The following is a 25,161-nucleotide window of genomic DNA, read 5'->3' on the forward strand; positions in this document are numbered from 1 at the left end:
TTACTTGTTTGAGTTGAGTGCATTTTTAATACGATCAAAACCAGCAACAATGCCACCTGGAATGAACATCACAATGAAAATAAATACCAAGCCCAATAAGGTCACCCAGTGATCAACATATTGGCTTGCTACGTTCTTGAGCAACATCACTAATGCAGCACCAATAACTGGACCCATCAAGGTACCGGCACCACCAGCAATCACCATCAAGAGCATCTCGGCAGAGTTTGCTAATGAAAGGCTATGTGGGCTAATAAATTGATGGTAGTAGACATACATAATTCCACCGATAGAGCCAAAGAAGCCACAAGCAGTGAAGGTTACCCAGCGAATCAACCAGACATTAAATCCAAGCGCGCTCATGCGACGAGGTTGATCTTTGGTTCCACGAATAGTGGCACCAAAAGGAGAGCGCACTAAGACTGCAATCGCAATCCAAACCAGCAAAAATACAAAAAGGGTGAAGTAGTAAAAGTAACTTGCCTCCCCTAAATCTAATCCGAAAATATGTGGTCTGGTAATGCCAGAGATGCCGTTATCACCACCAGTAACGCTAGCCCAGCGATACGCTAGACCCCAAAGAATTTGTCCGAAGGCCAGCATGATCATCAAGAAGCTAATTCCTGTAGCGCGCAAGGCGATAAGGCCAAAGATACCGGCGATGGCAGTAGTGCTCACAATCGCAATCGCTGCAGTACTTGCATGACTCCAGCCTAGCTTTACCGTTAACCAACTACTAATGTATGCCGCTAAGCCCAAGTAACCTGCATGACCCAATGAAGTGAGGCCGGCATAACCGACAAGTAAGTTGAGACTCATGGCAAAAATGCCCGCAATCAGAACTTGGCTTGCAAGATTGGTGTAGTACGTGCCCCCAAGAATGATTGGGAGCGCAAGCAATACAGCCAGCATGACGATGTAAAAAATGCGGTTCAAGCGCTAATCTTTCCAAACAAACCACGTGGGCGAACAGCCAAAATAATCAGCATCGGCAAAAACAAAATGATGTAAGCCAAATCTGGAAACAGGGCTTGGCCAAAGCTATAGATAAAGCCAATCAAGAAGCTGCCAATAAAGGCACCCAACAAACTCCCAAGGCCGCCCAGAATCACGACGACTAAAGCGATAGGCAACATGTCTGCGTCTAAGCCTGGATAAACCGACAAAATCGGAGCAGCAGCAATACCCCCCACTCCAGCCAAGGCCGCGCCCAAGCAGAAAACAATGGAGAATAATTTGGTAGCGGGCACACCAATACCCTGCGCCATTTGGCGATCGTCCACACTTGCGCGAATCATGACACCCAGTTTGGTTTTATCAAGCAAGAGCCATAAGCCAAGGGCAACAAAAATACTGAAAACAACTAAAGCGATTCGGTAAAGGGGGAAGGTTTGACCCAGGATCTGAACACCACCAGCAAGAAAGCTTGGTGCCGCTACAGGACGGGGATCCCCACCCCAAAACCAAAGACTGCAATCAGCGATGACAAAGGCAACACCCAAGGTAGCCAATACTTGAGACAAGCTATTACCCGCTAGGCGGCGCAAGATCACTCTTTCTACTGCGATACCTAATAAGCCAATAGCAATTGCGGCTGCTAATACGGCCAAGAAGAATGAATGCCCTGCCTCAATCACACTTAAGCCAACATAAGCGCCCAGCATGAAGTAAGCGCCGTGAGAGAGGTTGGCAATGCGCATTAATCCGAAAATTAATGAAAAGCCTGCCGCTAGGGTGAAAAGAACTCCCCCTAGGGCAAGGCTATTAAGACTCTGAATTAACCAAAAAGACATGTGCAGCGAATCAGTTTTCTAAATTGTTCGCAGGTGGATAATCTCTAGAATAAACAGGGTTAGCCAAGAAGTCTTTTGCCTTATAAGTCCAGAACTGACTAACCGCTGGGTAAGTTTTAATCACAACGTTAGAAAGCTTGCCGTCTTTTTTCTCAACCTTACGGATATAGATATCCATAATTGGGTTGCCCAATGCATCTAATGTCACCTTACCTCTTGGGTCATTTGGCAATTGCACTGCACGCAATGCAGCCATGAATGCATTCTTATCTTCAATATTGCCTTTGACATCTTTTAATGCCTGCTCAAGCATCAATGCAGCGCCATAAGCACCCATGGAATAGTAGCCAGGATCCTTTTTATATGTTGCGTTGAAATCTTTTACAAACTTTGCATTAGCAGCGTTATTGAGGTTTGCTGAATACCAACCAGTAGAAATCACGCCCAGTGCATCATCACCCATGAAAGGCAAGATACCTTCGTCGACTGTAGTCATTGCGCCGAGCAAGGGAATTTTTCCTTTTAAACCGTACTCACTGTATTGCTTCACAAACTTCACACCGTTACCACCAGCAAAGGCTGCAAATACAGCGTCAACGTTTGGCTTGATCTGACCGATATAGGTTCCGTAGTCTGCAACGTTCAAAGGAGTCCACAGCTTTTGTACTACCTTGCCGCCGTTTTCTTCAAATGTTCTCTGGAAGCCGGCTGCAATCTCGTGACCAAAAGCAAAGTCATCGGCAATGATGGCAATACGCTTGTACTTGAGGTCTTTAGCAGCGTATTCACCAAGTGCATGACTTGGTTGAGCTGAGCTTCCAACGCCACGAACAAACCATGGGTTTGGCTTACGCTGTGTCAAATCTTCAGCACCAGCGGATGGTGAGATCACAGGCACGCCTACTTTTTTGATGTAGTCGTCAACCGCAATCGCTTCAAAAGCAGCTAAAGGTCCAATAATGACTTGAACCTTATCTTTTTCTACTAGCTCTTGTGTTTTAGTTTTAGTAACGGCTGGCTGACCAGAAGTATCGGCCACAAAAAGCTCCACCTTTCTGCCGGCAATCGTGTTGTTACGCTCTTTCATAAAGAGGTTGATTGCCTCTTCCATCTGCTTGCCGCCGGCAGCAAGAGCGCCAGATTTGATAGTCAGAAAGCCAACCCGAATTGGCGCTTTATCGGCCGCAAAGGCTGCGGGAGTCAATAGCGCACCTGTTACTGCTAGTGCTACTGCCCTTAGGTGGATCTTCTTCAACATAACTGTCTCCTCACGGTGTTTTGTACTTTTTAATAATTGTTTTAATGTCTTAGTTGATATACTACAATAAATTTAAATTTAAGCAATATTTTTCTGTAATTATTATTTATCCATATAAATCAATTACTTATAAAATTACCTGGTACTCTATTAAAGCCTTGTGATATATTACGATGAATATTTATAGAGAGCCTAATATCTCTGAAACCATGGCATCCACGATTACAGAACCCGTAGAAATTGACGGTCGACTACTCCGCGAAAGAGTGTACGAAGAGCTTCGTCACGACATTTTGTCGTGTCAATTGATGCCTGGCGCCGAGATTCGAGAGGCTGAATTAGCTGCACGCTTTGAAGTCAGTAAATCTCCTGTACGTGATGCACTTATTAGTTTGGAGCGTGAGGGTTTAGTCATCACTATCCCTCGCCAAGGCTATCGCGTAGCTCCGGTCTCTATCTCCGACATGCTCGATATGTTTCATTTGCGTGCTGCCCTCGAGCGAGCCAATATTGAGCGTGTGATTCGTCATGCGAGTGATGAGCAGTTACAAGCCTTAGATCAATACAAACACTTTGATGAAAGCCAATGGGAAGATGGATTTGTGGGATACAACAAATCCTTTCACAGAAAAATGGCTGAGCTAGGCGGCAACCCCCGCATGCGCGATCAACTCATTGACCTCATCGATTTAATGGAAAGAGCTGTGCAGATTAGCGTGAGCAATATGAATCATGGCAAGCCAGAAGCACTTGTAGAAGAGCATCGCGAAATCATCGATATCGTCCAGGCCAGATCTATTAAAGCTGCCCAGCGTTTAGCTGAGCAGCATGTGCTTGCCGCCGGTAAGCGCGTCAGTAATGCAGTATCACGCGGAATGATTGTTAATTAATTCAAATTATTTTTATACAAGGATCATCATGTCAACATCTAATAAGCAAGTCCCCATTCGTGGATTATTCATTGATGGCAAAGAAGTACCTGCATCCCAACCTGAATTGCTGGATGTATTAAATCCAGCAACCGGTGAAATGCTTGCACAAATCTCCCATGCGACAGACGCAGACGTTGATAAGGCTGTGAAGAGCTCTGCTAAAGCCTTTGCTAGCTCCGAATGGAGTGCCATGTCCAATCGCACAAGAGCAAAACTCATTAATAAGCTTGCTGATGTTTTTGAAGCAAACTTAGAAGAAATCTACACACTAGAAACTGCTAATAACGGACGCTCACTAAACGAGACTCGCGCCCAAGTGTCTCGCTTGCCAGATTTCTTCCGCTACAACGCTGGTCTTGCAATTGCGCGTCGCGATTCAGTAATTCCAGTAGACGGTAACTACCTGAACTACACACTGCGCACTCCAATTGGTGTAGTCGGCAACTCCACTCCATTCAATCACCCATTGATGATTATGGTGAAGAGCTTGGCTCCTACCCTCGCATCTGGTTGCACTACCGTTGTTAAGCCTTCCGAATACACTCCTTTAACTACATTGCGTCTCGCACAGTTGTTTGTTGATGCCGGTTTACCTCCAGGAGTATTTAATGTGATTACTGGTCTTGGACCATCCACTGGCAAAGCGCTTGCTGAGCATCCTGGTTTGGCTAAGTGGGTTCTGACTGGTGGCACAGAAGCTGGACGTATTACTGGTGCATTGGCTGGCAGCAACTTTGCCCATCAAACTTTAGAGCTCGGTGGCAAAACACCAGTGCTCGTATTTGATGATTTCAATGTAGATCAAGCAGTGAACTATGCTGCGTTTGGCGCCTTCATTGGGGCAGGACAAACCTGTATTTGCGGCAGCCGTCAAATTGTTCAGGCAAAAATCTATGATGAGTTTGTTGAAAAGCTTGCAGCAAAAGCAAAATCCATTCGCATCGGCAACCCAATTGACGCTTCTGTGCAACTAGGGCCTGTGGTGTCCGCACGTCAACAGCAGCGCGTTCTGAAGTACATCGATATTGGCTTGAATGAAGACAAAGCCCGTTTAGTTGCCGGTGGAAAAGTACCTACTGATCCAAGCCTGCAGAACGGCTTCTTTGTTGAACCAACCGTATTTGCTGACGTCACTAGAAATATGCGCATTTTCCAAGAGGAAGTATTTGGACCATTCGTATCGGTAACTAAATTTACTACCGAAGAAGAAGGCTTGGAATTGGCTAATGACTCTCCATTTGGTCTTGCAGGCGCTATTCGTACAAACGACGTTACTAGAGCTCACCGCGTTGCTGCCAAACTCAAATGTGGCATTGTTTGGGTAAATGATCATCACCGTTTAGACCCTGCATCACCTTGGGGTGGTATTAAGGACTCTGGCATTGGTCGAGAGTGCGGTACCGAATCTTTTGACCAACACTTTGAGACTAAGAGCGTCATGATTCGCTTGGATGATGCTCCATTTGACTGGTACAAAGATACCGCTAGCCAACCACGTCTTAACTAATTACTCGTCTTCCATTAGAGAGCAAGGAAAATACATTCATATGACAAATAAAACGTTAACCATCGACAATAAAAAATTGAGCTTGGATATTTCAGGCTCTGGCAAACCTATTATTTTGTTTCACTCTCTATTGGCTGACAGCAGTTCTTTTGCGCCTCTTGCAACGGACTTGGTCAAAACCCATGAAGTGATCTCACTCAACCTGCCTGGCTTTGAAGGCTCTGACTTTGTAGGTGGTGATCTCAACACGATTGCCGACCACATTGCTAAAGCCATTGAATCTCTGCACCTTTCTGAAAAACCCATCTTCTTAGGTAATGGTTACGGCGGCTTCATCGCTTTAATTACCAGTATTCGTCACCCACAACTGGCCTCACGCTTGGTGTTGGCGGATTGTGGTGCCATGTTCTCTGAGCCAGGTCGCGCGGCTTTCAAGGGAATGTCTGGTGCCGCCAAAGAAAAAGGTTTGGAAGCTATTGCGGATGTAGCAATGCGCCGCTTATTTGCTCCAGAGTTCCAAGAGCAGAACCCAACTCTCGTTGCAGAAAGAAAGAAACGTTTCTTAGCCCTTGATACTGAAACTTTCCATGGTGCATGTGCCGCCCTCTCTACTCTCGATATTAGAGATCAGTTATCTACAGTAAGTCAGCCAGTATTAGTTCTGGTTGGCGAACTGGATGAGGCCACACCTTCAGCAATGTCAGTAGAGCTTCATGCTGGCTTGCCAAATGCCACATTAAATATCTTGCCAGGCTTGGCACACGTTCCTCAGTTACAGGCTCCAGCAGTCTTTATGAACGCTATTCGCGACTTCATTAACGCCTAAATGAGTCTTACTGCATGAGCGTCACCCTTTACGGATTCTGGCGGTCCCTAGCGGCTTATCGCGTGAGGGTTGCCCTAAACCTCAAAGGAATTCCTTTTGAAGAGATATCCATCAACTTGGCTGGTGGTGAGCAATTTGGAGAAGCATATAGCTCACTCAATCCACAGCATGTGGTTCCTCTTCTCAAGCATGATGATCATGAAATCGTTCAGTCTCTGGCTATTCTGGAGTACATAGAAGATATTTGGCCCAGCCCAAAACTCATTCCTAGCAAACCTATCGATAAGGCCGAAGTTAAGGCCCTAGCTTTAATCACTATCGCTGATACCCACCCGCTCATTATTCCCAGAGTCAGAAACTTTCTGAACCAAGAATGGGGCCTTGACGAGGCAGCTCAAACAAAGTGGGCACAACATTGGTTTACTAAAGGCAATGAGGCAATTGAAAACACGCTCATTAAGTTAGGCAAGTCGAATACCTACTCATTTGGCAATGAAGTAACGATTGCTGATATCGCTTTAGCCTCACATGTCATTGGCGCAAAGCTATTTAATGTGGATATGAGGACCGCCCCCACCCTGAATGGCATCTTTGAAAACTGCATGAAGATTTCTAGCTTCGCAGATGCACATCCCCTCAAGCAGCCAGGCGCACCAAAATTAAACTAAGCAAAACCAGCGCATACTTCTAATCCCAGAAGCAGAAAAGTAGTCGAGATGCTACATTAGATCCATGCGGAAAATAGTCCCTCTAATTAAAGCAATCCTTGTCGTCTCCCTTCAGTGCATTTTTCTAAAGATGGCATTTGCATGGGGAGTTGAAGGGCATCAGGTAGTGGCTCAAATTGCCCAATCTCAACTATCACCCAAAGCAAAAGCTGAAATTAGTAAATTATTAAGCCTAGAGCCCGGCTCTTCTTTAGTAAGCATCTCTACTTGGCCAGATGAGCATGCAACCAAGATTACCGCTCGCTGGCATTACGTCAATTTCCCCAAAGACTCTTGTTTATATGTACCTGAGCGAGACTGCCCCAATGGAGATTGTGTGATTGCAGCTTTGCAGCAACAGACACAAGTTTTGGGATCAAAGGAGTCGGATGAAAAAAGACTGCTTGCCCTGAAATATGTTGTGCACTTTATGGGCGATATCCACCAACCCCTACATGCAGGATACAGGGGAGATAAAGGTGGCAATACATACCAAGTTCAAGCCTTTGGAAAAAGCACCAATTTGCATGCACTGTGGGATTCTGGTCTGATTAAGCACTTCAATGCCCCAACGAATGTACTTGCTATAGATTTAATGTCAAATAAGGCGAATCCTAGAAATGACTTCAATATAGAGCCGCTTACTGCAGCTGCAGAGTCTTGCAATATCGCTCATGAAAACAACTTCTATCCAACGCGAGTTGTTGATCAGCAGTACATAAACCACTACACCCCAGTTCTGAAGGATAGGTTGAAGCTTGCGGGTGAGCGCCTGGCGCGTTTGCTAAATACTACTTTTCAGTAGGCCAAAATGATTGCGACGAAGGCATTAAGCTGTCCTATCCCTTAGCGCATCGTAGATCGGCTCTTGTTTTAGCAAGACAGGAATGATGGTGCAGATAACGCTAGCTATCAACAAGGGAATCATTAAGCCAACTTTGCCGCTCATTTCTATAGCTAGCAAAATTCCGGTAAGGGGCGCCCTGACTACTACCGTAAAAAATGCAGCCATACCTACCAAGGCAAATGAAATAGGGTCTAGTTGGCCTAATGCCATATGGCTCAACAAGGGATTGATAGCCAGCACAAACAACACTCCAATACCCGAGCCCATCAATAGGATTGGTGAAAAAATTCCGCCTGGAACCCCAGTGGAATAGCTGATCGGGCCAAGAAAGAAGCGCCCGATCATCAGCAACATCAGAGGTAGTAAAAAATATTCTTCGCTCAAGAGTGATTGAACTTGCAAGTCTCCCCCGCCCACCAACTTTGGATAAAAATAAGCGAGTGTACCGACCCCAAAACCGATGATCGTTGCCTTATTCACTGGAGAAATGGCAGTAAATGCATCGGAGATATTTAAAGCGCCAATAATTGTTCGGCTATATAGAGTGGCTAGGAAACTGAGCAATACCGAAAAGATAATATAAAAATATAGGCTGATGCTTGAGTCTGGCAATAGATCCCCAACCACAAATTCAGTTGAATTTCCAAAGTAACTACGGAAAACAATCATTCCTGAAGTTACCGCAGCAAATGACACCATTAGTCTCTTAATGGAGATTTTTTTAGATATTTCTTCAAATGAGAATGCAATTCCAGAGAGTGGTGCATTAAAAGCAACTGATAATCCTGCACCAGCAACGGCTGTATACAGCAGCGATTGCTCAACGACTTTAAGGCGGGTTAATTTCCCACATTCAGAACCAATAATGGCAGCCATTTGCACCGTTGGACCCTCCCTACCCAGGGCCATGCCTGATCCAATCGACAGCAAACCACCAAAGAATTTAATTGGTAAAGCCCTGAAGGGGCTGGGTTTGGCTACTCCATGCATCACTGCCTCTACGTGCTGGATACCACTGCCGATTGTTGTGGGTTCGAGCTTAACCATCATCCGAGCAATTCCCACGCAGATACTAGTAATCAGTCCGATCACGATAAAGCCGGGAACGAACCATTCACCATCGATACGGTGAAGATAGGCAGAAAAAGAGAGAAAGTGGCCGGTGATGAAATTGAGCGCAGCTCTAAAAGCACCCCCTACTATTCCAACCAAGGCCCCTGCGACAGCAGCCACCACCAACACCCTCAAGGTGTCGAGTGGTAACTCACCGGAGTCTTCAGATTGGATGCGATTCACTCTTGACCAGTCACTATTCACAAATTCCAGTTAGAAGCAAGCTGCCTGAAAAGAAACCAAAGGGCTTCTGCATTCCCTTTACAAATTCATCGATATTTAAGTAATCAACATATAGCCTACTTTTATCTGAAGACTTCTGCTGCCAAAGTACTTTATAGGAATTTTTCTCACTACCCGCTGAAAGTATTTTAGGATTTTTAAGGGAATCCATAACATCCCCAATCACATCGCCAGTTTTCTTCATGACAGTAAATTTCTGCCCGATTCTTGGGCTATCTTGCAAAACGTCCAGAGATCCATCGGCTTTAATAAAAGCATCACTCATCACTTGGCACTGATAAATAAAGGGGTCAGCATAGACTGGTAATGGACCGAGTAATAGGGCTGCGGAAACTAGAGTTAACAAATACTTCATAGCTTTATCTTTTTGTAGTGAGTTCGAAAACGAAATATCAGTTTAACCAATCTCAAGCGACGCAAACGATCTGCTTGATATACAAAAGCCACCCTTAGGTGGCTTGAATGATTTCAGAGCTATATGTTGCATGCTGTATATGAAAATTTATTCCTTAACGACAAAAGAATAGAGCACACATAAAATTGCTGCAGCCACCCCTGTTACAAGTGCTTCCCCTGTGAAGGAGGCTGTATGCGTAATATAGTCAGCAGCTACTGTAGCTAAACCAGTTAAAGCTCCAGTTGTGTAGCGATTATGTAGCCACTTCCTGCTTTCAAAAAAGGATAGCGCAACCATAACGCTGGCTGTTAATAAGCCCGTCCTCAAGGCTATTTCCCAATGACCAAGGGTCAGGACACTCAGATCACCCTTGACCATTACAAACAAACAAGCCGGAAATGACTCAGACAGTCTGCGACCAAAAATAATGCTTTTTTCTTTAAACATTGATCAGCCTAATTTAAAAAAATAGTTAAAAGCGCTACACAGGAGATAGCCCATCCCCTGGTTGCATAAACATCATAACGTTAAGCGAAGCTGATCCTGAGATCTTGATGTCTTTATAAGCCCCAAGGTCATTCTTGAGGTCTTTTGGGTCCAGTGCTCTCGGCTCTGAAACCGAGCTAGCAGACTCTAATGAAGCAACCCGGACTTGGGGATAGAGGAGGAAAATTCACCCGCTAATAGCGCGTGATTAACGTTGCTGGATTCAAAGGCCTGAGCTAGCCACTGAGGAATGTTGTCACAAACGCAGTAAACACCCCTGCGACCACCCTCTTTCAAGCAAATCAACTTGGCAGCAACCAGTTTTTTTAAATGAAAGTCCAACGTTCCTGAGTCAAATCCAAATTCATCAATTATATTTTTAGGTCTAATCCCCACTTTTCCAGAGCGATAGATAGACTCAAAAACTTTGAATCTTGTCTCATGACCGAGCGATTCAAATATTGATAAGGAAGCATTCATAAATTAATCTAGGAAAAAAATTTAGTGATGCGTATATAACTTTAGTTTGATGTGCCAGTTGTGTAATCAAGTGTAGGTTGTGATTGCCCACGTAGATCTCGCATCGCGACACTATGGATTGACTCTTCAACCTCAGCTATCACTTCGTTAACCTCATATTTAATGAGTCGAATCTCATCTGCCAGACTTTCTGACTTAGGATCCATGTGCGCAGGAATCTGATGGGGATTCTTGGAATTTGCCTGAACTGAGTCATCAACACTTAACTGAATCCTTGTTCCTGCAAGAGCGGCTGAACCGCAAACTAAGAGGGAGAAGGTCAACAGAGTGGCTAGGGGATGACGACCGCAAAATGAAGTAAAGGACATAACAGACCTCCAAAAAATGAACTTAGCCCATCCTAAGTACATCCTTATTTGAGAGCCATAGCACTTTAGCTCTAGTCACGTATCTGTCATGAATTTCTCGAGGATCTCGATAGTGCGCATTTATCGAAACCCCTTAAATAGACCCTTTAATTGAAGGTTGAAACCAAATTATTGATCTTGGTCAATATTAGCCCTAGAGCTAAAGTACTAGTAGAAATCGTGATACAAATGACATAATAATTCCTCCCAATATAAGCATTAAATAAAGTAAAAATAAGGACTTACATGCATCCCGTGTCATTGTTGATCGTCGACGATCATCCGGTCTACAGGGATGCATTACATCAGTTTCTTACACGAAAATTCTTTTCCTGCGGAACTCAAGTATTTTCAGCAAACTCGATTAAAGAGGGCCTCAATATAGTCCGCTCTAAAAAGTCGAGATGGATCATTCTTTTAGACCTACTAATCCCGGATTCAGAAAACCAGCTCTTTGGTATTCAAGAGTTTAAAAAGTGCGAGGACATTGTCGCCATTGCCGCAATTTCAGGACTTGAAAAAGAAAGCTTGGCACAAGAGTGTATTGATGCGGGTTGCAGCATCTTCATACCAAAGAGTAGCGATACATCGTTCATTTATCAAAGTCTGTGCGATTTGATGGGAGTTAGCTCTAATGAGTCCGAGCCCACTCAACTCACCGATAGACAAAAACAAATTCTGAGCCATATCTCCAATGGTGACTCCAATAAGATGATTGCGTACTCCCTCAATATCAGCGAACAGACAGTAAAGGTTCATTTAGGCGAGATCTTTAAGAAGATAAAGGTATTTAATAGGACGCAAGCTGTTATCAAAGCCAAAGAAAACGGCTGGGTATAGAGCATGGATACCTTCTCTATACAAGACAACAATGAATTGTTGTTAGAAGAAAAGTATAAGTTTCTTGAAACAGCCTCGCGGACCAATACCGCAGGCACAATCATTGGCCCACTATTTACGGCAATTCTGATTTTTCAGGAGACGCCCCAGCTCAATCTTGCCATCTGGTTAGCGGCAATGATCACATGCGTAATATTTAGAGCCTACATGATCTTTACAAGGAATAAAGATCCAAAACTTACAACCAAAACAAAAATATTAAACCTAAATCTGGGTGTCGTTTCAGTAACCGCTTGCTGGGGACTTGGGTGGCTAATAATTGCTACTGCTTTACCTTTTAGTTTGCAATGCATCTATTTATTAATGAGCTCAACAGCGGTGTTCGTAGGCTTATATGGCTACTCCGTTAATCGCTCATCGGTTCTATGCTTTGCACTTCCGATCTTCAGCTGCCAATTTCTTGCATCTATTCTTCCTCCGGTGATGTTCCCTTGGCCTATTCAATTAGGCAATTTCGCATTCTTTCTTTACACCATTAAGATGGCTTCCTATTTTTCAAAGTCTTGGGTACAAACAGTCAGCCTACAAATTCAGAACCAGTCCTTAAATAAGGAACTTGAATACGAGCGCAATACTGCAATTGAAGCAAATCTTGCCAAATCGAAGTTTATTGCTACTGCCAGCCACGACTTAAGGCAGCCGCTCCATGCTGTCAATATCTACCTAGATTTATTCGAGCCCAATAAACTCAGTCAGAAAGAAAAGATTAATTTCCTTCAGATCAGAAAAAGCATACAGACCCTTAACTCCATGTTTAAGTCCCTATTGGATTTAAGCAAACTCGATGCAGGCTCATCAAGCAAGCTCGAAAAGTCATTTGAGCTCATCGAGGTGGTTGGCTTCTTATCCAATACCTTTACTCCAATTGCAGCTAGCAAGAATTTAATACTCCAGTTTGATTTTATGAATATAGGCGTCAATGGGGATAAGTTTTTGCTACAGCAACTGCTTGGCAACTTAATATCCAATGCAATTCAATACACCGCATCAGGGGCTGTTCGAGTTAATCTGGTCTCGAAAAACGATTGTTTGCACGTGACGATTGAAGATACAGGTTGTGGAATCGACTCAACCCTACTAGATAAAATTTTTGATGAATTCTTTAGGGTAGATAGCACTCGTAATATGCATGATGGACTTGGGCTAGGTCTTTCAATTGTCAAAAGACTCTGCAAAATTTCAAATACAGAACTTTCCGTGCAATCTACACTCGGGTCAGGCACTACCTTTAGCCTTCAAACGCCCTATGCGACCTCTACCCTGCCAGACCATATTGAAATACTAGTTGATGATTCTTCTCAACATAGCTTTGGATCTCAAGACGTTCTTTTGGAAGCAAAAACGATCGCAGTCTTTGAAGATGATCACACCATTTTTAATGCTTATAAACATGCCTTGACTCAAAATGGATTCAATGTTCTTTCTCTCTCTGAAAATAGTCAGGAGCTAATGAGTCAGCTGGCAAACATTAATCGTATTGATTGTATTTTGAGTGATTACCGTCTTGAAACCACCACAGGGGATCTCATTATTCAGCAGCTCCGTGATAGCTTTGGCATAGAAATTCCTGCCATCATTATTACTGCTGATACATCCCCTCAGCACATTCAATTATTTAGAGAATTAAGCATTGACATGCTCTATAAGCCAATTGGCTATAGCGAAATTGTTGACGCAATCAAAAAACTTTTAAAAAAATAATATTAAATCTAGGAGATACCCATGCAAAGCATTAAATTTCGCTATATTGCGGCTCTACTGCTCTCATTATTTTCATTCAATGCTGATGCTGACTCTCAGCTGAATCCATGGGTAGGTGCCTATGGTCAGATAGGTCTCCTTGGCTATGCGAGCTATATTCCGAAAAGCGCTAGTGGCACAACGTCTATTGGCAATAACACGCTCCCCAATACAGCAACTGCAAATCATGCAAATGGTCCTGCTGCCAATATAGGATTAGGCTATAACTTTGGAATTACCGAAAACTATATTTTAGGAATAGGAGCATCTTTATACCCTGGTCACTCAAGATCAGTGGGCTCAACGCTAGTTACAAATACACCTTACGGCCCATCCGTCAAATATGGCACATACGATGTTTCCAATATTTTTAGCTTCTCCCTACTCCCTGGGTATGTCATTAATAAATCTCATTTAGTCTACGCAAAGATAGGTTACGCAGGATCCACACTGAATGCCAGCTCCCCAGACTATCCTCAACAATCCACCCGGGTCAACGGAACTGTTTATGGGCTAGGGTATAAGCAATTAATTACCGAATCCATCTACTTTTTTGGAGAGGGTAATTACGCAGTCAATAGAGCAAAAGCAGTCACCGTGGTTACGGATAGCGGTGCTATCGTTAAATCTACTGCCGATGCAACTGGATATGACTTTATCTTTGGTGTTGGCTACCATTTCTAAAGGCCGCACCCTCTAGCGAAGATAAAAAAAATACCACCCCTAGGGGTGGTATGAATATTCAAAGATCTGTCATGGAAATTTGAATAGTTAGGAATCTACTTTATAACCCATTAAATTTGGCAGTGGCTAAATTTGAATCAGAATTATCTGGGATCTAGAGCTAAAGTATTAGTCTTGCATCGATCTCACATTACCCATCGCATCAGAATGTACGCTTTGCATTGCATGGGCTTGATCATCTGTGTTGAATTTATTAAAAGCTGAAGCGCTTGCCAAGCCGATCAAGAACGCAAATACAGCCACGATTAAATTTGTACTAATTTTTCCCACGTTACTTCCCCATATGAATTAAAAATGAAAGCTAATTTTTTAGCCGAGAGAATAGTAATTCATAAATCCCCATAAAAATATAGAAATTGACTCTCTTAGAGCTAAAGTACTAGTCGAAATTATTACGGCAATAGAGCTAAAGTTTTATATCTCTAAATCATCTCTGAACGTATTCTTCATAACATTCACAACTCATTGAGGAGGCTTGGTTTATGAAGAAGATATTTTTAGTGCTCGCCCTATTTGCTCTCATGAATCAAGCTCAGGCTTATGAACCAAGTGAATGCGATGGCATCTCAATCTGGAAAAAATCTATAAAAAACTCTCCAGACATCATGACGCGCACTTGTAATCTATTCGGGATGAATTATGTGGAGATTAAGAGTCAACTGAAAGAAAACCGCTGCATCGTGGTAACGAATACCAAAACTGGTGATACATGGAAGCATTTTTTCTTACACAAGCAATCAATCAAGGCTTTAGGAAGCCCCTATCTTGATCCAAATAATTTCACAGTTGCTTCCAACAATATTAAAGATGGTCGTTGCAGTTCATAAATAGACCGCATCTCTCGAATATATTGCATTAGTCAAAAGCTACCCTGGGGGTGGCTTTTAAGCTTGAGGAAGTCACCACTAATCACCCCTCACTCATTGAGCGCGACGTAATTCATCTACGTAGTTTGGCTCTGGATGCAGTGTGTAGGTGCTACCTGCCTTAGCTACCTGACCCGGCACTTCATGCCCAACTATTGCCGGCAGCTCCCTTGCTAACTGCAATAGCTTTGGAATATTCATGCCGGTGTCATAACCCATAGCATCGAGCATATGGATCGCATCTTCACTGGATATATTGCCGCTTGCTCCAGGAGCGTATGGACAACCACCTAAGCCGCCCAATGAACCATCAAAGCGCACAATGCCAGATTGCACTGCGGCCAGTACATTAGCTAAACCCATTCCTCTGGTGTTATGAAAGTGCATAGTGAGCTGTAGGCTTGGAAAGCGTTTTTGTAAGACCTCACTCATCTTTTTCACTTGATCTGGATTTGCCATGCCTGTTGTATCGCAAATCGTTAGACCTCTTACACCCAGATCAGCAAAGCGCTGTGCGAATCCCTCTACCACTGCTTGCGGAACCTCACCCTCCATAGGGCAGCCAAAGCATGTAGATAAGGAAACATTGATAGGCGTTCTGCCATCAACAAACTGAATGACTTCAGCCAATCCTGCGAAGCTCTTTTCTCTACCCATTCTCAGGTTGGCTAAGTTATGGGTCTCTGAGGTGGACATCACGAGGTTGAATTCATCAGCTTTAGACTCAAAGGCGCGCTCGGCGCCTCTTAAATTGGGAACCAGTACGGTATATTCCACTCCAGGAACTCGCTTAATGCGCCCCATGACTTCTTCGGCATCCCACAGCATTGGAATCGCTTTAGGGGAGGTAAAGGAGGTCACCTCAATTTTGGCAAAACCACATTGACTAAGCTCATCAACCAACTTCACCTTATCGTCCGTTGGTACAAAATTGGCTTCAATCTGAAAGCCATCCCTCATCACTACATCATTGAAATAAATTCTGCTCATAGGGTTCTCTATTATTTATCTAGTAAATGCAATTCCACGCTCTTTTAAAGAGGCGACCTGATCATCACTTAAGCCAATGCTCTTTAAGATCTCATCGGTGTTCTGGCCAATATCTGGAGCCAGCGTCTTAATGGAACCTGGAGTACGTGACAGCTTGGGGATCACACCAGGTACATCTACCTTGCTGCCATCTTGCATCTGAATAGTCTGAATGTTTTCTCTAGCCTTATAGTGTGGATCGCTAGCGATATCAGCAACGGTATAAATACGGCCTGCTGGTACAGCAGCTGCATCCAACATCTCTACAGCCTTTGTAGTGCTAACTGTTTTAGTCCACTCACCAATCGCTTGATCAAGCTCTACTACTCGCTTAACCCGACCATCGTTATTCTCTAATTGAGGATCATTCCCTAAATCATCGCGCCCAATCACTGTCATGAGACGCTTGAAAATACTGTCGCCATTGCCTGCAACTAGTACATATCCACCATCAGCACACTGGTAGGCATTCGTTGGTGCAATCCCTGGTAAGGCGCTGCCTGCTGCTTGGCGCACTTCACCAAATGCACTGTATTCAGGAAGTAAGCTTTCCATACAGTTAAAGACAGCTTCATACAAAGCAATATCAATGATTTGGCCCTTGCCACTATTGTGTCGCTCTTGCAGAGCTAGCAGGATACCAATCACACCATGCAAAGAGGCTAAGGTGTCACCAATACTGATACCCACACGCACTGGCACTCTGCCAGGTTCCGCAGTGAGATGACGTAAGCCACCCATGGCTTCAGCAACGACTCCAAATCCAGGTTTATCTCTGTATGGACCAGTCTGACCATAACCACTGATACGCAGAACAATTAACTTTGGATTGAGCTCCAGTAATTTTTCTGGATCAAGGCCCCAGCCCTCTAAAGTTCCAGGGCGGAAGTTTTCAATTAATACGTCTGCTTCCTTTACTAAGGTTCTGACAATCTCTTGAGCTTCAGCTTCTCTTAAGTCTAATGAGAGGGATCGTTTGTTGCGTGATTGCACTTGCCACCAAATGGATGTGCCATCTTTTAATAGTCTCCATTTGCGCAGGGCATCACCAACCTTAGGCGGCTCGATCTTGATAACATCCGCTCCAAAATCAGCCAATGTTTTAGCGGCAAATGGTCCAGCAATGAGTTGCCCCATTTCCACAACTTTTAGCTTAGCCAAAGGCTCCATTGCTTCCCCCAAATATGCATTGATGCCCCGTTAACCTAATTTATTAGGGCTTTAGTTGCCATTTTAAGACCTATCCCACTTATTCTGTGGGGGCGGGCAATCGCTCAGCAATGGAGGGTTCATTTACCCATAAACCGTGGGGATAAGAATAAATCCTTAGCAAGACATAGAATGATCTTATGACCAATTTCCTTGACCCCGCCATACTATTTTTTATCTTTGGGGTATTTTCAGGATTAGTTAAATCCAATCTAGAAATTCCTCCACAAATTTCTCGGTTTCTATCGCTCTATTTATTGATGGCTTTAGGACTGAAAGGTGGTTTTGCACTTCATAAATCTGGGTTCACTAGTGAAATTGCATTCTCCCTGGGATTGGCAGTCTTCCTTGCCACCATCATTCCCATTATTGGGTACTGGATCTTACGAAGAAAATTGAGCGCTTTTGATGCCGCAGCAATTGCAGCAACCTATGGTTCAGTGAGTGCCGTTACCTTTATTACCGCCACTCAGTACTTAGATCAATTCAATATCACCTATGGTGGCCACATGGCAGCTGCCATGGCACTCATGGAATCGCCTGCAATCATTCTGGCAATAGTTCTGGCCAATAAGGCAAGAGCATCTATGGCAACGGATTCAACATCTAAGCAAGAGCCAGCAGGTATTACCAAAATATTGCATGAGTCTTTTACCGATGGTGCGCAATTACTATTGCTGGGATCTATGGCAGTTGCACTCATTAGCGGCGACTCAGGGCAAAAACTCATGGCGCCATTCTCTATTGATTTATTTAAAGGGATGCTGGCCTTTTTCTTGCTAGACATGGGACTGATGGCCGCCAGAAACTTCAAAGGTTTAAAGGGCAAGCCGCCCATTACTTTGCTATACGCTATTGGATCGCCGCTGTCACATGCACTGTTAGCGCTTGTGCTTTGCAAATTGATTGGACTTCCATTAGGCAATACTATTTTGTTGATGGTGCTTGCCTCTAGCGCATCATATATTGCGGTGCCAGCAGTACTGCGTCATGCGCTACCTGAGGTAAATCCTGCTCTGTATATGGGCATGTCCTTAGGAATTACATTCCCATTCAACATTATTTTGGGCATTCCGCTGTACACCCTGATAGCAAAACAATTTCTGTAGAAATTCAACCTCTATAAGTTCTTCAGAAAATGGGCATCTTTTCCAATCGATCAGTGAGCTTGTTGACCAAGCATGGCAAGGAAAAGGTTATTGCTGAAGTGCTCAATACGCAAGTTGGATGTCGCTTACATCAAACAGATGCATACGACACCGATCTTTTGGGCACCTTTACACAAGAGACCCCTCGATATGGCTCTCAATTAGACGCCGTACGCAAGAAAGCTTCAATTGGGATGGATCTTCTGAAGCTTGACTTGGGCATCGCTAACGAAGGTGCATTTGTAAATGACCCTCATTCTGGAATGATTCCCTGGAATAATGAATTACTAGTGTTAATCGACCAAAAGCATCAATTAGAAATCACTGGGTTTGCTAGTGGTCCAGCACAAAACGACAATACATATATTAGTCACTGGGAAGAGCTAGAAAAATTTGCTGATAGCGCACTCTTTCCGTCACACTATTTAGTGATTAAACCTACTGATGAGTATCATCCCCAGTCTAGAAAAGGCATCAAAGATCTTTCTGAACTAAAGGAAGCTTTTGAATGGGCAAAAGGCTTGTCCTCAAAAGGTATTATTTATGTAGAGAATGATTTAAGAGCATTTGCAAACCCCACTAGAATGGAAAATATTCGTAGGGCTGCGATTGATCTTGCCAGCAAGATGAATTCTTTATGCCCTCAATGTCAAACACCTGGCTTTTGGGTTAAAGATGTAAAGCGCGGTCTACCGTGCAACGCCTGCGGACTAGCAACTGATCAAGAGATTGCCAAAATCTGGGGTTGCCTCAAATGTGACCATGAACTTACTGAGGGAATGAAAGTGTTCAAGCTTGCAGATCCATCAAAGTGTCATCACTGCAATCCCTAGGGAACTCTAATCCAACCAAACTGGATGCTTCTGCATTACGGTATTAAATAATTCAGAGTCTAGATGCTGAGTAAGCCATTTGTTTACTGCAGGAATGGGAAACTCCTCAAACCTTTTTGCGTCAACCATTGAAAACTGCCTAATAAATGGAAAGATGGCGACATCCACCCAGCTTATTTTTTCTCCCAGCAAGTATTGAGAATGTTGCAAGGCAGTTTCCATAGGCATCAGCATCATTTGCAACGCCTCATCGAGAACTGCTTCTGGCTCCATCTCCGGAAATCGATTGGGATATTTATATTGATCTAATAAGGTTTTAAATCGACCGTCATTTTTATCAATCCAAGCTTGAGCAATTTCATCATCCACATTTTTCCAGCCATATGGATCAGATTGCTTGATAGCCCAATGCATGATGTCTAGACTTTGATCTAGCACCACATCATCAAGACAAAGCACTGGAACAGTTCCCTTGGGTGATGCCTGCAACATCGATTGCGGCTTGTTGCGCAACTCAATCTCACGATGTTCAATAACAATGCCGGCATACTTCAGGGCCATACGCGCCCTCATTGCATAGGGACACCGGCGATAAGAATACAAAATAGGTTTCAAATGACTGCTGATCTTCAATGGCAATTAATAGCTCACTCTTTGCCAGCCGCTAGGACAAGCTTGAGTCTGTGGATAGTAAAGCCCATTCTCTGGACAATAAGCAGCCGTTTGAGGTTGCGGCGGATAGGCATACTGTGGCGCGTAATAAACATGGGCAGGCCTGTAATACGCATTAGCTACAGCAACTCCAGCAACTGCGCCTACTGCAAAGGGGGCCCAGCCGCCTCGCCAACCACCACCATGACCACCGTAATAGTAGTAACCGCCTCTACCGCCATGAGCACTGGCTGATGTAGCCAGTCCAGCAAGCATTACCCCTGTTAGCAAGCAAACCAGAATCTTCTTCATACAGACCTCCCAGTCATAAAGGAACACTGTCCTTTCTTACATAACGGGTTAGGCTTACAGCGGGTTGACGTCATCCAATTAAATACTTTTTAGCTAATCCTTAGGGGTCTTTTTAGCCCTACAAGCATCCGAACAGTATTTAATAGATTCCCAATTTTTTTCCCAGGATTTTCTCCAAGTCATTTCTTTTTTGCAGACCACGCAAATCTTGCTTGGTAGAAAACTTTTATTTCCCTTAAATGATGTTTTCATTTCTTCTAGAGATCATCCAATTGATTCAGAATATGTTTAGCATGGAGCGTTATTTCTCGTTGATCTTCATCACTGATTCTTTTGAGGTTGGCAGTCATTAACCTGGTTCTCGGGCTGCCCTCAAATTGCTCGCGATGCTTAATCAGAAAATTCCAATACAAAGTAGTCATAGGGCAAGCCTCATCTCCATAACGCACCTCAGGCTTATATTTACAAGAGCCGCAATAATTGCTCATCCTCTTAATATAGGCGCCACTGGCTATATAGGGCTTACTGGTAAATCGACCGCCATTCGCAAATAAAGCCATGCCTGCAGTGTTGGGCAGCTCAACCCACTCAATCGCGTCTACGTAGATTGCCAAATACCACTCACACACTTCCTGAGGCAGAATTTCCGCTAAGAGTGCAAAGTTTCCTGTCACCATTAAGCGCTGGATGTGATGTGCATAGCCATATTGCAGTGTTTGGCCAATCGCATCTTTCATACAGGCCATCTGAGTTTGACCAGTCCAATACCATTTGGGTAATCGATTCTGGTGTTCGTAATAATTATCCTGCGCCATCTGAGGCATATCGAGGTAATACATGCCACGCACAAACTCACGCCATCCCAAAATTTGCCGGATGAAGCCTTCAACGGTCGAAAGATCTAAAGAATACTTTTTCCAAGCAACGATGACTGCATCGACTACCTCGCGGGGATTTAACAATTTGAGGTTCAGAGCACTAGACAAAATAGAATGCCATCCAAATGGAGTCTCGGTCCACATAGCATCTTGATATACGCCAAAGTTTCTCAAGCGATACTCAACAAAGTACTCGAGCGCTTGCACGGCTTGCTCTCTAGTCACTGGCCAATGAAATGACTCCAGTGATCCAGGGTGATCTGGATAAGTTGTAGCTACAAATGTCAGCACCTCTTGCGTAATTGCATCGGCCTCAAATGCAGCGGGAGCGTCAATAATGCCCGGCCCTTTTTTGGGATAAGGCTTGCGATTATCTTGGTCAAAGTTCCATTGACCACCCACAGGGTTACCTTCGCCATCTACTAAGATATTGTGCCGCTTGCGCATCAAGCGGTAGAAATACTCAAGCCGAAGCTCTTTTTTATTAGCAACCCACTCAACAAACTCTTGGCGAGAGCAATAGAAATGGTCATCCTCAAGCATCTCCAGCTCAATGTTGAGCTCAGTAGCCAATGTTTCAATTGCCTGTTTTAAACGCCATTCACCTGGTTCGATACAAACTAAGCGCTTTACATTCTTCTTCAGCATGCGCTCTTTAAGAGTCTCAACAATCGATAGTGGAGAGTCTTTAATGTAAGTCAGTGGGTAGCCTAGCTTTTCAATCGCCTTTGCAAAGTGACGCATGGCCGAGAGAAATAAGGCAATTTTTGCTTTATGAGTCCAAACGTACTGCGCCTCATTGGCGGATTCAATCATGATGATTTCATCAACCTTGGGGTCAATACCTCGCAATGCTGCGCTGTTTAAATCTAGCTGATCCCCCAAAATCAGAACCAAACGTCCAGAAGACTTCAATTGCTGCTTCATTTATTTTTATATTGGGTGGGGCAATAAGCCCTGGTGACATCTTCGCTACGTAAGGCGCTATGCTTAGTGGCGCGGCCAGTTACCCTCTTGCGCCAAAGTTCAAAGGAACTTCGCTTAAGCTCTTTACGCATAATCGCAATCACTTGGGGCTCACCCAGGCCGAAGGTTTTCTCAATGGCATCAAATGGCGTGCGATCCTCCCAGGCCATTTCAATAAGGCGAGATAAATCTGGTTCAGCGAGGGTTTTGGGGCTAAGTTTTGGCACTCTGCAAGTTTAAGACTTATTTAATAAACTAGCTTGAGCCCATGATTGGAAAAATTCGCCAAAAACTGATTGAATTGGATCAGCCTGTATCCAAACCGGCTAAGGCGCTCATCTGTCCGATTTGTGATCGAGTAATACCAAACTCGCAAAAGGATGCCCACCATCTCATACCAAAATCAAAGGGTGGGAAGACGACTGAATATCTTCACCGTATTTGCCACAAGCAAATTCATGCCCTCTTTACCGAAACAGAACTGGCCCAGAAATATCATGATGCTCAACTTTTGAGAGAGCATTCGGAAATGAAGAAATTTATTCAATGGGTATCTTCAAAACCGGATGCATTTTATGAAAAGACTCGAAAAAGCGCTCTTTTAAGATCGGGCAAATAAAAGGTTCAAGGCCGCAATATTTCCTGGCACCGCTTCAGTGCACGAATATGGCCTCAGGCTTGAATGCTTGCCTTAAAGGTCTCTAACTGAAGGCCTATGAAGATTTTCCAATAAAACCCCTAATTGGTGCATAGGATTTTGAGCTTGTGCAAAACACAATATCGTTCTAATTATTAAAACTTAAGATAAGTCATGCGCATCAAAATTACCAAAAGCCTGGTTTTACCAGCTCAAATACTGGAGACAGAAAGCGTTCCTGAGGCCCTTTTTCCAGAGGGAGACTATCTTGCCAATCTCACACCAGATGGCAAGATTGAAGTGATTAATACTCGGAAGATAAAGGCCCTTTTTTCCTTCTCGCAATTTAGAGAAAGAGTATCGCTAGGCGAGTTTATTGTGATGGAGGCTTAGGCCAGAATTTAATGTGCTAAATCTAGACTCACTACTACGGCAGCCAATCCGGAAACAGATGTGAATGCTTTTGCATTCTCACCAACCGTATCAACATCCTCCCAGTTGAACTCTAAAGAGAAATGCGCGGACTCAACGATGAGCTCATAGCTTGTCGTGGGTTTGGTGCGTTCGCCGCTTTTGGGCTCCTCGCTAACAGGCACTCTTAATGATTCAATCGCAGCAATGAGCGTGCTGACCTCGTTACCTGTTAGCTCTCGCGTACGCAGCACGTCATCCGTGCGTTTGATAGAAATTTTGGAGACCCCATCGATCGTCACTTCATATTGATTAAGGCCAAGATCCTCCCAAACAGTTAATTCCAGGGCAATCGGATATGTCTTCATTAATTCACCTCGTCGATATGGGGTTCATCAAAGTGCGTTGGGGATTCAAGCCTTACCGCTAAATGACCCCATCTCACTCAAGCACCTGAAAATCATCTTACACCCGAGCCTCACTAAAGTGTGATTCATTGAAGGGGTCTATCTAACCCTCAAGCTCACCTTCCCATTTGGAGATCACAGCTGTTGCTAAGCCGTTGCCCAATACATTGGTCGCAGAACGCGCCATATCCAAGAAGTGATCTACCCCCAGAATTAACAAGACACCTGCTTCCGGCAAGTTGAATTGCGATAAGGTCGCAGCAATCACCACCAATGAAGCACGTGGGACGCCCGCAATACCCTTTGAGGTAATCATTAGTACCAGCAACATTAAGAGCTGTTGGCTAAGAGCCATCTCAATACCATAGACCTGCGCAATAAAGATTGCAGCAAATGTGCAATACATCATTGATCCATCTAAATTAAACGAATACCCCACAGGCAATACAAAAGAGGCAATTTTGTTTTTACAACCAAAACGCTCTACTCTTTCTAATGTCATAGGATAGGCTGCTTCAGAACTAGCAGTCGTGAAAGCAAGCAAAGCGGGTTCACGCAAGAGCTTTACTAAAGTCCAAGTACGATTTTTTAGCACCAAGGAACTAATTAGAATAATCACGATCCATAGAGTGAAAATAGCAGCATAAAAGCTGAGCATAAACTTGCCATAGGTCATCAATATGCTGACACCATTTTCGGCAATAACAGATGAAACAGCTGAGAAAACAGCTATAGGAGCAAGCTTCATCACTGCAGTGGTTATCTTGAGCATGATGTGCGAGAGCATATCCAAATTGCGAATGAACTCATCTGCCCGCGAGCCCATACCCGCTGCGCCAACACCAAAGAAAACCGCGAAGACCACAATCTGCAAGATCTCATTCTTAGCCATTGCATCAAAGATGCTGACGGGGAATATATGACGCACAAACTCAGGAAGATTCAGGCTAGCTTTATTGAGGCCAGTGCTTGCCTCGATCGCAGGTAGCGTCAATTCCACACCAATACCAGGCTTCAGAATATTGACCATCACCAAACCAAGCAATAAAGAAACTAGTGACATGGAAATAAACCAAGAGAAAGTTTTTAGACCTACTCGCCCAATAGTCGAGGCATCTCCCATTTTTGCTATACCAACCACCAAAGTGGCAAATACCAAGGGAGCAATGATCATCTTGATCAATCGCAAAAATACATCCGTCAGTATCGAGATATAGATTACATATTGATCAGGGAAGGCAGTTCCTGCACCATATAGATTGACAAGATAGCCGACCAATACGCCCAAGGCCATCGCCCCCAGAATGAAGTTGGTTAGCTTTTTAGAGTTCATGGATGGCCTGTATAAATTGGGGGTATTTGGAGATTCTAACCATCTTTAGACCCCGCTAGACATCAACCCATAAGGGGTAAGCCCGGATGAGTCGATAATGC

Annotated in this window: 31 protein-coding genes; 13 read left to right on the forward strand and 18 right to left on the reverse strand. The window is 43.9% G+C overall.

Features of this window, described 5'->3' with window-relative positions; genetic code table 11:
* Genes ICN20_RS01285 through ICN20_RS01295 form a run of 3 tightly spaced genes read right to left on the reverse strand, consistent with a single transcriptional unit; the run spans position 1 to position 3,051 of the window.
* Positions 1 to 936, reverse strand: a complete 936-nt coding sequence (locus ICN20_RS01285) for a branched-chain amino acid ABC transporter permease (protein ID WP_255534600.1) — start codon at positions 934 to 936, stop codon at positions 1 to 3.
* A complete protein-coding gene (locus ICN20_RS01290; protein ID WP_216237728.1) occupies positions 933 to 1,793 on the reverse strand; it encodes a branched-chain amino acid ABC transporter permease in 861 nt (286 codons plus the stop codon). Before ICN20_RS01290 ends, ICN20_RS01285 begins: the two co-directional genes overlap by 4 nt.
* A 10-nt stretch (positions 1,794 to 1,803) precedes the next feature.
* On the reverse strand, positions 1,804 to 3,051 hold the full coding sequence (locus ICN20_RS01295) for an ABC transporter substrate-binding protein (RefSeq protein ID WP_216237731.1): 1,248 nt from the start codon (positions 3,049 to 3,051) through the stop codon (positions 1,804 to 1,806).
* A 173-nt stretch (positions 3,052 to 3,224) separates the two neighbouring features.
* Here ICN20_RS01295 and ICN20_RS01300 point away from each other — a divergent pair, with 173 nt between their 5' ends.
* The 5 genes from ICN20_RS01300 (at position 3,225) to ICN20_RS01320 (ending at position 7,828) form a co-directional block, all read left to right on the forward strand.
* Positions 3,225 to 3,941 carry a GntR family transcriptional regulator gene (locus tag ICN20_RS01300; RefSeq protein ID WP_255534601.1) on the forward strand — a complete coding sequence of 239 codons (717 nt, stop codon included), beginning with the start codon at positions 3,225 to 3,227 and terminating at the stop codon, positions 3,939 to 3,941.
* A gap of 28 nt (positions 3,942 to 3,969) precedes the next feature.
* A complete protein-coding gene (locus ICN20_RS01305) occupies positions 3,970 to 5,490 on the forward strand; it encodes an aldehyde dehydrogenase (RefSeq protein ID WP_216237734.1) in 1,521 nt (506 codons plus the stop codon).
* 40 nt (positions 5,491 to 5,530) lie between these two features.
* Positions 5,531 to 6,316, forward strand: a complete 786-nt coding sequence (locus ICN20_RS01310; protein ID WP_216237742.1) for an alpha/beta fold hydrolase — start codon at positions 5,531 to 5,533, stop codon at positions 6,314 to 6,316.
* Positions 6,317 to 6,330: 14 nt separating this feature from the next.
* The gene (maiA, locus tag ICN20_RS01315) at positions 6,331 to 6,984 is read left to right on the forward strand and encodes a maleylacetoacetate isomerase (protein WP_216237744.1); all 654 of its coding nucleotides are present in this window, start codon (positions 6,331 to 6,333) and stop codon (positions 6,982 to 6,984) included.
* A 130-nt stretch (positions 6,985 to 7,114) separates the two neighbouring features.
* Complete coding sequence (locus ICN20_RS01320; protein WP_216237746.1) at positions 7,115 to 7,828, forward strand: S1/P1 nuclease; 714 nt, start codon at positions 7,115 to 7,117, stop codon at positions 7,826 to 7,828.
* 24 nt (positions 7,829 to 7,852) lie between these two features.
* Here ICN20_RS01320 and ICN20_RS01325 read toward each other — a convergent pair whose 3' ends face one another.
* The 5 genes from ICN20_RS01325 to ICN20_RS01345 all read right to left on the reverse strand — a co-directional run bounded on the left by ICN20_RS01325 (position 7,853) and on the right by ICN20_RS01345 (position 10,957).
* A complete protein-coding gene (locus ICN20_RS01325; RefSeq protein ID WP_216237748.1) occupies positions 7,853 to 9,166 on the reverse strand; it encodes a ClC family H(+)/Cl(-) exchange transporter in 1,314 nt (437 codons plus the stop codon).
* Positions 9,167 to 9,179: 13 nt separating this feature from the next.
* Positions 9,180 to 9,581 (reverse strand): hypothetical protein, encoded by a 402-nt coding sequence (locus ICN20_RS01330; protein ID WP_216237749.1) that lies wholly within the window; start codon positions 9,579 to 9,581, stop codon positions 9,180 to 9,182.
* Between the two features lie 147 nt (positions 9,582 to 9,728).
* Positions 9,729 to 10,070 carry a hypothetical protein gene (locus tag ICN20_RS01335; protein WP_216237751.1) on the reverse strand — a complete coding sequence of 114 codons (342 nt, stop codon included), beginning with the start codon at positions 10,068 to 10,070 and terminating at the stop codon, positions 9,729 to 9,731.
* A 186-nt stretch (positions 10,071 to 10,256) separates the two neighbouring features.
* A complete protein-coding gene (locus ICN20_RS01340; RefSeq protein WP_216237752.1) occupies positions 10,257 to 10,589 on the reverse strand; it encodes a winged helix-turn-helix domain-containing protein in 333 nt (110 codons plus the stop codon).
* A gap of 41 nt (positions 10,590 to 10,630) precedes the next feature.
* On the reverse strand, positions 10,631 to 10,957 hold the full coding sequence (locus tag ICN20_RS01345) for a hypothetical protein (RefSeq protein ID WP_216237753.1): 327 nt from the start codon (positions 10,955 to 10,957) through the stop codon (positions 10,631 to 10,633).
* Between the two features lie 285 nt (positions 10,958 to 11,242).
* Here ICN20_RS01345 and ICN20_RS01350 point away from each other — a divergent pair, with 285 nt between their 5' ends.
* The 3 genes from ICN20_RS01350 (at position 11,243) to ICN20_RS01360 (ending at position 14,320) form a co-directional block, all read left to right on the forward strand.
* Entirely contained in the window at positions 11,243 to 11,836 is a 594-nt protein-coding gene (locus ICN20_RS01350; RefSeq protein WP_216237754.1) for a response regulator transcription factor, read from the forward strand.
* Positions 11,837 to 12,199: 363 nt separating this feature from the next.
* Positions 12,200 to 13,597, forward strand: coding sequence for a hybrid sensor histidine kinase/response regulator (locus ICN20_RS01355; RefSeq protein WP_216237755.1), 1,398 nt, complete (start codon positions 12,200 to 12,202; stop codon positions 13,595 to 13,597).
* A gap of 21 nt (positions 13,598 to 13,618) precedes the next feature.
* The gene (locus ICN20_RS01360) at positions 13,619 to 14,320 is read left to right on the forward strand and encodes an outer membrane protein (protein WP_216237756.1); all 702 of its coding nucleotides are present in this window, start codon (positions 13,619 to 13,621) and stop codon (positions 14,318 to 14,320) included.
* Between the two features lie 168 nt (positions 14,321 to 14,488).
* Here the strand turns inward: ICN20_RS01360 and ICN20_RS01365 are convergent, their stop codons facing one another.
* Positions 14,489 to 14,650 carry a hypothetical protein gene (locus ICN20_RS01365; RefSeq protein ID WP_216237757.1) on the reverse strand — a complete coding sequence of 54 codons (162 nt, stop codon included), beginning with the start codon at positions 14,648 to 14,650 and terminating at the stop codon, positions 14,489 to 14,491.
* Between the two features lie 212 nt (positions 14,651 to 14,862).
* Between ICN20_RS01365 and ICN20_RS01370 the strand changes: the two genes are divergently transcribed.
* On the forward strand, positions 14,863 to 15,207 hold the full coding sequence (locus ICN20_RS01370) for a hypothetical protein (protein ID WP_216237758.1): 345 nt from the start codon (positions 14,863 to 14,865) through the stop codon (positions 15,205 to 15,207).
* A gap of 93 nt (positions 15,208 to 15,300) precedes the next feature.
* Here ICN20_RS01370 and ICN20_RS01375 read toward each other — a convergent pair whose 3' ends face one another.
* The gene (locus ICN20_RS01375; protein WP_216237759.1) at positions 15,301 to 16,236 is read right to left on the reverse strand and encodes a hydroxymethylglutaryl-CoA lyase; all 936 of its coding nucleotides are present in this window, start codon (positions 16,234 to 16,236) and stop codon (positions 15,301 to 15,303) included.
* Positions 16,237 to 16,251: 15 nt separating this feature from the next.
* Complete coding sequence (locus tag ICN20_RS01380; RefSeq protein WP_216237760.1) at positions 16,252 to 17,445, reverse strand: CaiB/BaiF CoA-transferase family protein; 1,194 nt, start codon at positions 17,443 to 17,445, stop codon at positions 16,252 to 16,254.
* Positions 17,446 to 17,624: 179 nt separating this feature from the next.
* Here ICN20_RS01380 and ICN20_RS01385 point away from each other — a divergent pair, with 179 nt between their 5' ends.
* The gene (locus ICN20_RS01385) at positions 17,625 to 18,593 is read left to right on the forward strand and encodes a sodium-dependent bicarbonate transport family permease (protein ID WP_216237761.1); all 969 of its coding nucleotides are present in this window, start codon (positions 17,625 to 17,627) and stop codon (positions 18,591 to 18,593) included.
* 53 nt (positions 18,594 to 18,646) lie between these two features.
* A complete protein-coding gene (locus ICN20_RS01390) occupies positions 18,647 to 19,465 on the forward strand; it encodes a DUF6671 family protein (protein ID WP_216237762.1) in 819 nt (272 codons plus the stop codon).
* A gap of 6 nt (positions 19,466 to 19,471) precedes the next feature.
* Here ICN20_RS01390 and ICN20_RS01395 read toward each other — a convergent pair whose 3' ends face one another.
* From ICN20_RS01395 to ICN20_RS01415, 5 genes are all read right to left on the reverse strand, one after another.
* Positions 19,472 to 20,104: a glutathione S-transferase gene (locus ICN20_RS01395; RefSeq protein ID WP_370624515.1), complete on the reverse strand. Its 633-nt coding sequence runs from the start codon at positions 20,102 to 20,104 to the stop codon at positions 19,472 to 19,474.
* The gene (locus ICN20_RS01400; RefSeq protein ID WP_216237763.1) at positions 20,105 to 20,428 is read right to left on the reverse strand and encodes a hypothetical protein; all 324 of its coding nucleotides are present in this window, start codon (positions 20,426 to 20,428) and stop codon (positions 20,105 to 20,107) included.
* Between the two features lie 93 nt (positions 20,429 to 20,521).
* Positions 20,522 to 20,680 (reverse strand): DUF2256 domain-containing protein, encoded by a 159-nt coding sequence (locus tag ICN20_RS01405; RefSeq protein ID WP_216237764.1) that lies wholly within the window; start codon positions 20,678 to 20,680, stop codon positions 20,522 to 20,524.
* A 5-nt stretch (positions 20,681 to 20,685) separates the two neighbouring features.
* A complete protein-coding gene (locus tag ICN20_RS01410; RefSeq protein ID WP_216237765.1) occupies positions 20,686 to 22,233 on the reverse strand; it encodes a cryptochrome/photolyase family protein in 1,548 nt (515 codons plus the stop codon).
* On the reverse strand, positions 22,230 to 22,499 hold the full coding sequence (locus ICN20_RS01415; protein ID WP_216237766.1) for a TIGR03643 family protein: 270 nt from the start codon (positions 22,497 to 22,499) through the stop codon (positions 22,230 to 22,232). The genes ICN20_RS01410 and ICN20_RS01415 overlap by 4 nt, the downstream gene beginning before the upstream one ends.
* Positions 22,500 to 22,540: 41 nt before the next feature.
* Between ICN20_RS01415 and ICN20_RS01420 the strand changes: the two genes are divergently transcribed.
* Entirely contained in the window at positions 22,541 to 22,891 is a 351-nt protein-coding gene (locus ICN20_RS01420) for an HNH endonuclease (protein WP_216237767.1), read from the forward strand.
* Positions 22,892 to 23,083: 192 nt separating this feature from the next.
* Complete coding sequence (locus ICN20_RS01425) at positions 23,084 to 23,302, forward strand: hypothetical protein (protein ID WP_216237768.1); 219 nt, start codon at positions 23,084 to 23,086, stop codon at positions 23,300 to 23,302.
* An 8-nt stretch (positions 23,303 to 23,310) separates the two neighbouring features.
* Here ICN20_RS01425 and ICN20_RS01430 read toward each other — a convergent pair whose 3' ends face one another.
* Positions 23,311 to 23,688: a hypothetical protein gene (locus ICN20_RS01430; protein ID WP_216237769.1), complete on the reverse strand. Its 378-nt coding sequence runs from the start codon at positions 23,686 to 23,688 to the stop codon at positions 23,311 to 23,313.
* A 142-nt stretch (positions 23,689 to 23,830) separates the two neighbouring features.
* On the reverse strand, positions 23,831 to 25,060 hold the full coding sequence (locus tag ICN20_RS01435) for a dicarboxylate/amino acid:cation symporter (RefSeq protein ID WP_216237770.1): 1,230 nt from the start codon (positions 25,058 to 25,060) through the stop codon (positions 23,831 to 23,833).
* Positions 25,061 to 25,161: the final 101 nt, after the last annotated feature.

Origin of the sequence: Polynucleobacter sp. JS-Polo-80-F4, from assembly GCF_018881965.1 — a bacterium.
GTDB lineage: Bacteria > Pseudomonadota > Gammaproteobacteria > Burkholderiales > Burkholderiaceae > Polynucleobacter.

Coding starts and splice junctions, on each gene's coding strand:
- ICN20_RS01290 (WP_216237728.1), bottom strand. CDS start 1,793: ATGTCTTTTTGGTTAATTCAGAGTCTTAATAGCCTTGCCCTAGGGGGA.
- ICN20_RS01295 (WP_216237731.1), bottom strand. CDS start 3,051: ATGTTGAAGAAGATCCACCTAAGGGCAGTAGCACTAGCAGTAACAGGT.
- ICN20_RS01300 (WP_255534601.1), top strand. CDS start 3,225: ATGAATATTTATAGAGAGCCTAATATCTCTGAAACCATGGCATCCACG.
- ICN20_RS01305 (WP_216237734.1), top strand. CDS start 3,970: ATGTCAACATCTAATAAGCAAGTCCCCATTCGTGGATTATTCATTGAT.
- ICN20_RS01310 (WP_216237742.1), top strand. CDS start 5,531: ATGACAAATAAAACGTTAACCATCGACAATAAAAAATTGAGCTTGGAT.
- maiA (WP_216237744.1), top strand. CDS start 6,331: ATGAGCGTCACCCTTTACGGATTCTGGCGGTCCCTAGCGGCTTATCGC.
- ICN20_RS01320 (WP_216237746.1), top strand. CDS start 7,115: ATGGCATTTGCATGGGGAGTTGAAGGGCATCAGGTAGTGGCTCAAATT.
- ICN20_RS01330 (WP_216237749.1), bottom strand. CDS start 9,581: ATGAAGTATTTGTTAACTCTAGTTTCCGCAGCCCTATTACTCGGTCCA.
- ICN20_RS01335 (WP_216237751.1), bottom strand. CDS start 10,070: ATGTTTAAAGAAAAAAGCATTATTTTTGGTCGCAGACTGTCTGAGTCA.
- ICN20_RS01340 (WP_216237752.1), bottom strand. CDS start 10,589: ATGAATGCTTCCTTATCAATATTTGAATCGCTCGGTCATGAGACAAGA.
- ICN20_RS01345 (WP_216237753.1), bottom strand. CDS start 10,957: ATGTCCTTTACTTCATTTTGCGGTCGTCATCCCCTAGCCACTCTGTTG.
- ICN20_RS01350 (WP_216237754.1), top strand. CDS start 11,243: ATGCATCCCGTGTCATTGTTGATCGTCGACGATCATCCGGTCTACAGG.
- ICN20_RS01355 (WP_216237755.1), top strand. CDS start 12,200: ATGAGCTCAACAGCGGTGTTCGTAGGCTTATATGGCTACTCCGTTAAT.
- ICN20_RS01360 (WP_216237756.1), top strand. CDS start 13,619: ATGCAAAGCATTAAATTTCGCTATATTGCGGCTCTACTGCTCTCATTA.
- ICN20_RS01370 (WP_216237758.1), top strand. CDS start 14,863: ATGAAGAAGATATTTTTAGTGCTCGCCCTATTTGCTCTCATGAATCAA.
- ICN20_RS01375 (WP_216237759.1), bottom strand. CDS start 16,236: ATGAGCAGAATTTATTTCAATGATGTAGTGATGAGGGATGGCTTTCAG.
- ICN20_RS01380 (WP_216237760.1), bottom strand. CDS start 17,445: ATGGAGCCTTTGGCTAAGCTAAAAGTTGTGGAAATGGGGCAACTCATT.
- ICN20_RS01385 (WP_216237761.1), top strand. CDS start 17,625: ATGACCAATTTCCTTGACCCCGCCATACTATTTTTTATCTTTGGGGTA.
- ICN20_RS01400 (WP_216237763.1), bottom strand. CDS start 20,428: ATGAAGAAGATTCTGGTTTGCTTGCTAACAGGGGTAATGCTTGCTGGA.
- ICN20_RS01405 (WP_216237764.1), bottom strand. CDS start 20,680: ATGAAAACATCATTTAAGGGAAATAAAAGTTTTCTACCAAGCAAGATT.
- ICN20_RS01410 (WP_216237765.1), bottom strand. CDS start 22,233: ATGAAGCAGCAATTGAAGTCTTCTGGACGTTTGGTTCTGATTTTGGGG.
- ICN20_RS01420 (WP_216237767.1), top strand. CDS start 22,541: ATGATTGGAAAAATTCGCCAAAAACTGATTGAATTGGATCAGCCTGTA.
- ICN20_RS01425 (WP_216237768.1), top strand. CDS start 23,084: ATGCGCATCAAAATTACCAAAAGCCTGGTTTTACCAGCTCAAATACTG.
- ICN20_RS01430 (WP_216237769.1), bottom strand. CDS start 23,688: ATGAAGACATATCCGATTGCCCTGGAATTAACTGTTTGGGAGGATCTT.
- ICN20_RS01435 (WP_216237770.1), bottom strand. CDS start 25,060: ATGAACTCTAAAAAGCTAACCAACTTCATTCTGGGGGCGATGGCCTTG.